The organism is Psychrobacter sp. AOP31-B2-9 (assembly GCF_052378005.1).
In the GTDB taxonomy this organism is placed as follows: domain Bacteria; phylum Pseudomonadota; class Gammaproteobacteria; order Pseudomonadales; family Moraxellaceae; genus Psychrobacter.
This window is the reverse complement of the sequence record NZ_JBQSXG010000137.1, coordinates 1-7761: the sequence shown is the minus strand read 5'-3', so window position 1 is coordinate 7761 and position 7761 is coordinate 1. Positions and strand designations below refer to the sequence as shown.

The 7761-nt window shown below is 40.7% G+C and carries 7 protein-coding genes; 1 reads left to right on the top strand and 6 read right to left on the bottom strand.

All coding sequences use genetic code 11. The features are described 5' to 3' along the window. Positions 1–46 precede the first annotated feature (46 nt). From ACT3SX_RS12500 to ACT3SX_RS12475, 6 genes are all read right to left on the bottom strand, one after another. Positions 47–589 (bottom strand): DUF3124 domain-containing protein, encoded by a 543-nt coding sequence (locus ACT3SX_RS12500; protein ID WP_444761763.1) that lies wholly within the window; start codon positions 587–589, stop codon positions 47–49. Positions 590–693: 104 nt separating this feature from the next. After that, positions 694–1395 carry a potassium channel family protein gene (locus ACT3SX_RS12495; protein ID WP_201602970.1) on the bottom strand — a complete coding sequence of 234 codons (702 nt, stop codon included), beginning with the start codon at positions 1393–1395 and terminating at the stop codon, positions 694–696. A 68-nt stretch (positions 1396–1463) separates the two neighbouring features. Next, on the bottom strand, positions 1464–3227 hold the full coding sequence (locus tag ACT3SX_RS12490; protein ID WP_443514347.1) for a TrkH family potassium uptake protein: 1764 nt from the start codon (positions 3225–3227) through the stop codon (positions 1464–1466). A 265-nt stretch (positions 3228–3492) separates the two neighbouring features. Continuing rightward, a complete protein-coding gene (gene repM, locus ACT3SX_RS12485; protein WP_173240596.1) occupies positions 3493–4440 on the bottom strand; it encodes a replication initiation protein RepM in 948 nt (315 codons plus the stop codon). A gap of 287 nt (positions 4441–4727) precedes the next feature. After that, entirely contained in the window at positions 4728–5528 is an 801-nt protein-coding gene (locus ACT3SX_RS12480) for a hypothetical protein (protein ID WP_443509641.1), read from the bottom strand. A 3-nt stretch (positions 5529–5531) separates the two neighbouring features. Then, positions 5532–7247 (bottom strand): MobA/MobL family protein, encoded by a 1716-nt coding sequence (locus ACT3SX_RS12475; protein WP_444761762.1) that lies wholly within the window; start codon positions 7245–7247, stop codon positions 5532–5534. Between the two features lie 255 nt (positions 7248–7502). Between ACT3SX_RS12475 and ACT3SX_RS12470 the strand changes: the two genes are divergently transcribed. Further along, positions 7503–7761 (top strand): mobilization protein MobS (locus ACT3SX_RS12470; protein WP_444761761.1); only part of this gene is annotated, 259 nt, incomplete at its 3' end.

Here is a 7761-nt window from a genome sequence, read left to right as displayed (position 1 = left end):
TTAAGACCTAGAGCAACTAAGATTTTGAAATAGATAGAGATGGTGTTCAATGAATAACAGACACCCCTTCTGTACTAAATGCAAATGCTTTATTGCTAAAATTACCAAGCATGACTGCTTCAATTACAGGTTTAACTGTTTCATCTATTCCTTCAACTTCAATAATGAAATTAGCACCTGAACCACCTTTAGACTCTTCTTTTTCAACGATATAATTGAGCGTGCCCATGGCTGGCAGCTCAAGTGGCGTGTTTAAATAAGATTTAATTAAAGTTCCGCCGGTATCGTAATAATCAATTTTATTAACATACAGTGATTTTTTTAAGGTGGTATTACGGACGCTTAAAGTCGCTGATAATAAGACTTTACGGTTTTCTTTATTGATGTAAATATCAGAATAAATCGGCACATAAAAAGTTTCTTTATAGCTAAGCCGACTGTGATTCACTTCTGACGTTACTTCCAATTCTTTAATCGGATCCTGCTTATTTTCTGAAAACGCCACATTGGGATCTGTTGTGGAAGAGTTACAACCTGATAACAGGGCTATCATGGTTGCTAATAGGATAGAGACTTGAAGTTTAGCCATAACATTCCTCTTTACCACATTATTTGATACTACAACCTAAACAAGTTTTTAATATCTTGAGAGTCAATTTTTGACAACAAGTATCACTATATTAATAATACATACTATTTAACTTTTATCCCCACACTTCGTAAGAATTGGTTAATGTGTTTGTTAGCGCCATAAATTATTAGGACGTCTTTAGGTTGTAGTACTTGCTCGGGCGTCGCTAATCCTTGAATACTAGGTTTTTTCTGTGTACGCCCAAAGCTATCTTCATAAGATTCATAGCGTAGGGTGCTAAGCAATCGAATATTAAATTTTTGCTCCAACTGTAAGTCATCTACCGTTTGACCAACTAAGGTACTTGGAATCTTAATCTCTACCATACTAAAGTTATCGCTTAATTCAAACGAGTCCACAAAGTAACGTAGGGACAGTCTTTTTGCCCAGCGTTTAGCGGCCTCTTTTTCAGGGTGAATGAGGTCATCGACACCGATGGCTTGTAGTACTTTTTCGTGTAGCGGATTAATACTACGGCTGATTAAACGTTTTGCTTTTAAAGTTTTGAATAGCGCCGTTGCCATGACATTTTCACCTTGATCTTCCCCAATGGCGACGACGACGATATCAGCATTGCTGATAGGTAAGCTTTTAACGGTATGTTCATCAGTGGCATTCATACATATTGTATGGGAGATTACTTCTTTATATGCTTCGACTTTTTGCATACTACTGTCAATGGCAATCACCTCATGACCCTGACGGGTTAATGCCATGGCTAGAGAGGAGCCAAAATTTCCTAACCCTACGATAATATACTTCATGCCCTTCTACCTTTTAATCGTTTTTTAACATCTCAATAGCCAGCTTCAGATAGCTTATTTGCAACAAATTAGTTAATGGTAATCTCTTCTGTCGGATAACGATAGTTACCTTGGCGACTATTCTTGAGCAACGCAATAAAGATAGTCAGCATACTGACGCGTCCAACAAACATAATGACTGAAACCACCACTTTACTAAAATCCGATAGATCCGAGGTTAAATTTAAGCTCAACCCTACCGTACTATAAGCTGAAAAACACTCAAACACTACTTTGATCAAATCAAGGTCAGGTTGGTCATAACTGATAAGTGTTACGCCTATCCCAATGACCAACAATGACAACCACATAATGGAAAATGCGCGCCGAACAGAAATCTCAGCAATTTGTCTTTTGAATACCTCTATCTTGGTCTGACCACGTGCCAAGCTCAAGGTATTTAACAGGGCAATAGCAAAAGTGCTGGTTTTGATACCACCACCCGTTGAGTTAGGCGAAGCACCAATCCACATCAAAAATATCGTCAACATAATAGTTGGAAATGCCAGTTCACCCATATCAACCACATTGAATCCTGCAGTTCGAGGGGTAGCAGCAGTAAAAAATCCTGTTATCAGCTTACCAAGGAAGCTGGTATGGTCAGCGAGCACATTGTGATATTCAAAAATTACCACACAGATGAGACCGATAAGTAATAATGCGCCTGTTGTAATTAAAGTAATACGACTATTGATATTGAGTAACCAAGGTTGGTAGGCGCAGCGTTGGTCATTGCGGCGATATATCAGACGCTCAGCACGGTAACGCAAATAACGCAGCACATTAACTACAATAACGAAGCCCATACCGCCAAAAATGAAGGTAGTGGCAATAATCAACTGTAGTGGGTAGTTAAAGCGCAGGGAGTCATCGTACAGCCCTGCACTAAAAGTAGAGAACCCCGCATTACAGAACGCAGATACGGCGTGAAAAACAGAAAAAAACAGTCGCTCAGTCCAGTCCATATTTGGCATGTCATAAATACTAATATAAATGAGTGCCGCCGCTACCGCCTCAACGGCGAATGTCACGTATAAAATAGACTTAAGAGTCGATACCACATTACCCATACCACGCATATAAGACATCTCGCTGATACTTGCTTGGGTCTCATAACTGACGCCGCCCTTAAAGAAATAACTAAAGTAAGTCACAAACGTCAAAATACCCAAGCCACCGATTTGAATCAGTCCCATGATAATGACTTGCCCAAACGTCGTGAAGTAAGTCGCTGTGTCTACCACGATAAGCCCAGTCACACAAACGGCACTAGTCGCCGTAAAAAGCGCATCGACAAAGGACAACGGCTGCGTTGTTGCATTGGGCATCATCAGTAATAACGCACCAACCAAAACCACCGATAAAAAGCTTAAGATAAAAAACTGGGCAGGGTTTAGAAAAGTGCGATTAAGATTAAAATCGTGATCAGAGAGCTCACGAACAAAGGTAACGAACACTGCAATTTTTAACGCGACAAAACCATCAACAGCCGCTGACAACCCTAAACGCACTAAATCAGTGAAATGTGCTGCCAATAGTATGATAATCGCGATACTGGTAATCGCATCAAAAACAACTACTTTATTAAAAGTTAGTGGCTTTTTGGTGTAGAGATAACGACCAGCAGTTACTACAAAACTTAGAAAAATAATGACAAGATAAATAATATTAAAGACTTGTTGTAGCCATGCCGGTAGTGTAAAACCACTATCTAATAAGGCTATAATGACCCCAACAACACTAATGAAAATAGTAAAATTATTTAGCAATCGATAACGCGTGGCTGCATTCATAGACTTAATTCATCATAAAAGTAACCGCGACAATTGTACTCTTCTTTCCTACTATTACCAAAAAGCAGTTAGGTTTTAAGTCAAAAGACGACTACAAGGTACGATGAACGTTTATGTTGGTATTTTTTGAACGTGATTTTTTAGTTTATTGCCATTAAGAATAGCTCATACCCCAGCGGAACCAGCTATTTCACCCTTCAAACCCATTAACAGACTACTTAAAACAGACCGCTATAATGGAACCATTTATAATAGACCGCTAGTCTTAATACTCTAAATAATCCCTGATTGGACGTTTTTTAAATTGAGAAGCGTCTTTTTTAAGGCGATTAATCATTTCAAACTCCCATCCTTGCTGCGACTGTCCAGCTGGGCTAGTAGGGCTAACCATATGATTATAGTCAGTAATAAACTGAGGGTTACGGGCAATACGTCCTAGCTGCTTATCATTTAGATCTTCAACCGTAAACATATCTGCTGTATCAACATCACGCAGCTTACTTGTTTTGTCTGTTTTACTCTTCAGTTTCTCATGAACTGTAAACTTAAAGCCTGTAATAGTCCTACCTTTTTTGACCTGTGAATAACTGACTTTAATATCTGATTTTTCATTAATTTCTTTAACAGCAAGGTCTAAGACCCTTAGTTTAAAGTTACCCATACGCTTGTATTCGTGATCTTCCACACCTAATTGGTCTCTAAATTTATTAAGCTCAAACAAGGGCGTTTGCTTAGCAGCTACCCACTGTACGAGTAGCTCATACAATCTAACGGAGTAAATACTATCCATATTGGCGGTTTGCTCAAGCAAGTATGAAGTGAAAAACTCTTCTGCACCATCGATACGACTAATACCATTAACCACAGCAAGCGTAAATACCAACTCAATTGCACCTTCATCATCAAGATAAGTAACTTGCTGAACCCAACGTGATTTAATCAGCTTTCCTCTTTCATCTATATAACTAAAACGTCTATTAAATAAGTTTTCCTCAGCATCTTTCATACGCTTATAACCATTTTGACGCGTTGTTTCAAAAATTTCTGCGTAGCGCAAAGCATCAATGCGTAACGGCTTATCGGTACTCAATCCTGTATTCGTTTCTCTCGCATCTACTATTGCTAATTGAATGATACGAATTTCAGGTAATGAGAGATTCTGTAATGCTGAATTCAGCTGATTTGTTTTAACGACTAAGTTACCTTTTGACATTTGATTCATCCATAAATTAAATAATAACTACGCTATCATAATGAGGTATATTAATCTACTCAAAAAAACAAGTAGTTTAATGGTAACTAGACGTAGTCATATGGGTAACTAGACGTAGTCATATGGGTAACTAGACGTAGTCATATGGGTAACTAGACGTAGTCATATGCAGGCTACAGCCCTCTGATTGTAATGGCTGTAGCCTGTCTAAAAGCATTTAAAAGCATTTAAAAGCATTAAAAGCATTTTTTCTTTTTTTTATTAACTAAAAAGATAAGCGTTTTGAGCTATCTAAATTTGCAGTATTGATATCTATCTGTACCTATAAAACAAGATTTTGGCTTAACTCTCGCATAGTAACCATCTTGACCTCTAACCACATTATCAACGACAACAGCCTTCTCTAAACGCTGATAATCAGCCTCACGTTGAGCTATTTCTGTTTTGCTAGGTACAAGTAGTAAAACAGATAATAACGTAAGGGCAAATATGCAAGCACAGATACCACCTACGAGAGCAGAAGCCTTCCAGCTTAGTGATCTAGCAAATTCATCCGATAGCGCTTTGGTATATTGTTTAGCGCCTTCTTTAGCTTCTGTTCTAACGTTGGTTAATGTGTTTTTGGCATCATTAGCTAACTGCCGATTTTGATCTTGAAACTCAGTCGCAAAGAAGCTCAAACTCTTAAAGTTAGCATCAAAGGTTTTTTTCATATCTGATGATAATATGGATAAATCATTAATACTGGTGGTGGCTAGGTTTACAGTTTGTACTAAGTGATGATTGGCCTTAGCAACATGACCAGCCACGCCTTGTGTTAACTGGTTATGATAGTGATTCAGTACCGCAGACACTTCTTTGCTAACCTCTTTAGCTGCACCAATAGCAATCGCTGATTTGATGACATTTTCTCGTTCTTGATAATCTTTGAGCTGGGCTATGAGCTCGTTTACCAGCTTGGCGTTTGCTGCATCTCTGTCTTTGGTTGCTTGGTCTTTTTCCTCTATTCTCTCTAACAAGGCCGTATTATGCTCGGTGAGCGTTGCAATGGCGGCAAGTAGGTCTTCAAGGTTGGGGGTCTCTGACATTTTTTATCTTCCTAATCCATAGCTGCGGCTGCGGTTAATCTCGCTACTGTAGTCTGTAATCTCTTTTTGTGCGCTCTGTAGCGCTTGCTGCTGCGTTTTATCGATACTTTGCCCGTGATTGTCTGCAAATTCAGTTAAAACGTCTTGTAGGGCTTCTGTGTGCGTTTTACGCTCACTGGTATAGTGAAGATTTTTGATTTCATTCAGTGCTTGCTGTGACTTGTCGCTTACTAAGTCCGTTAACGCGCCACGCTCATTTGACGCAAGCTCACGCTGTCTCTGTGTGGTGTCTGGGTTGTCTGTGTATTGATTGAAGCTGTGCATGAGCTCATTGGCGACTGAAATCGCTAAAATAAGTTTGCCGGTCTTGCTGTTTGGATCAACCCCTTTCTGAGTATGCTGTTCTAATTGTGCCATGACAGATGCATACAGCGCTTTTTTGTCGTCAAGGAATTGCTTGTTTTCAAGCGCAAGCTGCCTTGCTCTGTCGGCTCGTGCCTGTTCAATACGCTCACGCTCGGCTTGTTCACATTTTTGTTGTTCGGCAAGCTGGCGCTGTCGCTGCTGCTCCAGCGCCACTTCTTTTTGTTTTTGCTCATCTGCGCGTTTAGTCTTAATGCCCTGAGCCATTGCCATGGCTTTTGCTACCGCATCGAGTGTGGGTGCTTTAGGCTTTGGCGCAGATGTTGATTCAGGTTCTTTGATGGGTTCGTCAGCTGTGGTTGTCCTGCTTGGCGTGAGTAGGTCGCTACTGATCGTCTTTGTTGGTGGCGGTGTGCTGTGTTCAACGCCTTCAATCTTATGACCATTCAAGATAATGGCATCAGCGGCATCATTCACGATCTGATTTTTGGTAAGCTCTACGCCCCATACTAGCTCGTTACGCTCGTTAATTATTTCGTTGATAGTGCCAAGCTGTGTTGCTGGCGTTTTATCAATCTCGTAATGCTTGCCTTCTTCTTTGGCTTGTTCAGCTTTTCTTAGCTCTCGCTCGTATTTGTCACGTTCCAGCTTGGTAGCGACTGATCCCATTTTGAGCTGTGGCTCAATATCAATCCCTTGCGCGGCATAGCTGCGACTATCAATCAGTTTATGGTCATGCTCAGCCAGTTTTTCGTTGGCAATCTGCTCCCATATTTGGCGAACGTCTGTAATCTCATGGCTCACGCGTTCCATGCCAAGCGAACGCCGCTTATTATCTGACAGCTCAATGGATGCTTTGTCGGTTAGTATGATCTCGTTATTATCGTCAAGCTCAGCACAGCGCGTGGTAAACATGATATGAGCGTGGAAGTTTCGAGGGTCTGCGCCCCGATCGATCTCTTTTTGAGTAGGCTCATGAATAGCGCAATCGGCAATGGTGCCGTAACGGTCTGCTAAGGTTTGGGCGAACTGGTGCGCCAGCTCTTTTCGGTCTTCTGCGCTTAATTCATGCGGTAGATTAATCAGCCATTCGCGAGCGACACGCGCATCGGCTCTTTTCTCGGCAGCCTCTGCTTTGTTCCATAAATCATTGCGTGAAATTTCAGCATTGGCAGCAGCCAATGCTGTCGGCAAAATAATATCCGCACTCATCACGCCATGCTTTTTTGAGTAATCATGGGTCTTACCGTATCGCTTATCTTCAAGCTCAACCCCTGCGCGATAGCTGGCACTGGCAACGGCACTTTGTCCCTTACCTCGTGATATGGATTTAGTCGATGCGATGAAAATAGCCATTTTTACAAGCTCTGGTTTTTGGTTTTTAACATTGCGTCTTTTTGCAATGTTGGGGGTGTGGGGGCTTGCCCCTGCCGATGTTTTGATTTTATAAATGTGTGACCGATAGGGATAAACATTTGTAAAGTCGAAAACTCGCACTTAGTCAGTGGGACTCAACCATCCGTCAATTAACTATATCATAAACTGTTGTTAGGTACTGGCGAAGTTGATATAGTTGGAAAGACTATAGTTTTGATATTTTAGGGAAAGGATATGAGCTTGCTTGGTGGTAATGACTTAAAAGAACAGCAGAAGATCAACGAGCTTGAGCGCAAGATAAATAGAGAAAAGCAGAAGTTAGATAAAAAGCTAACACGGCAAAAAATTCTACTGGGTGCTTTTCTTGTAGATGCTTTAGAGAAGGATTCAGTAGACGGTTTAAGGGAATATACAGCCGACAATCTGTTGGATTTTTTGGCTAGACAAGGGGATAAGGATCTGATGGCAGACTTAGTAAAGGGTCTTGAAAAAA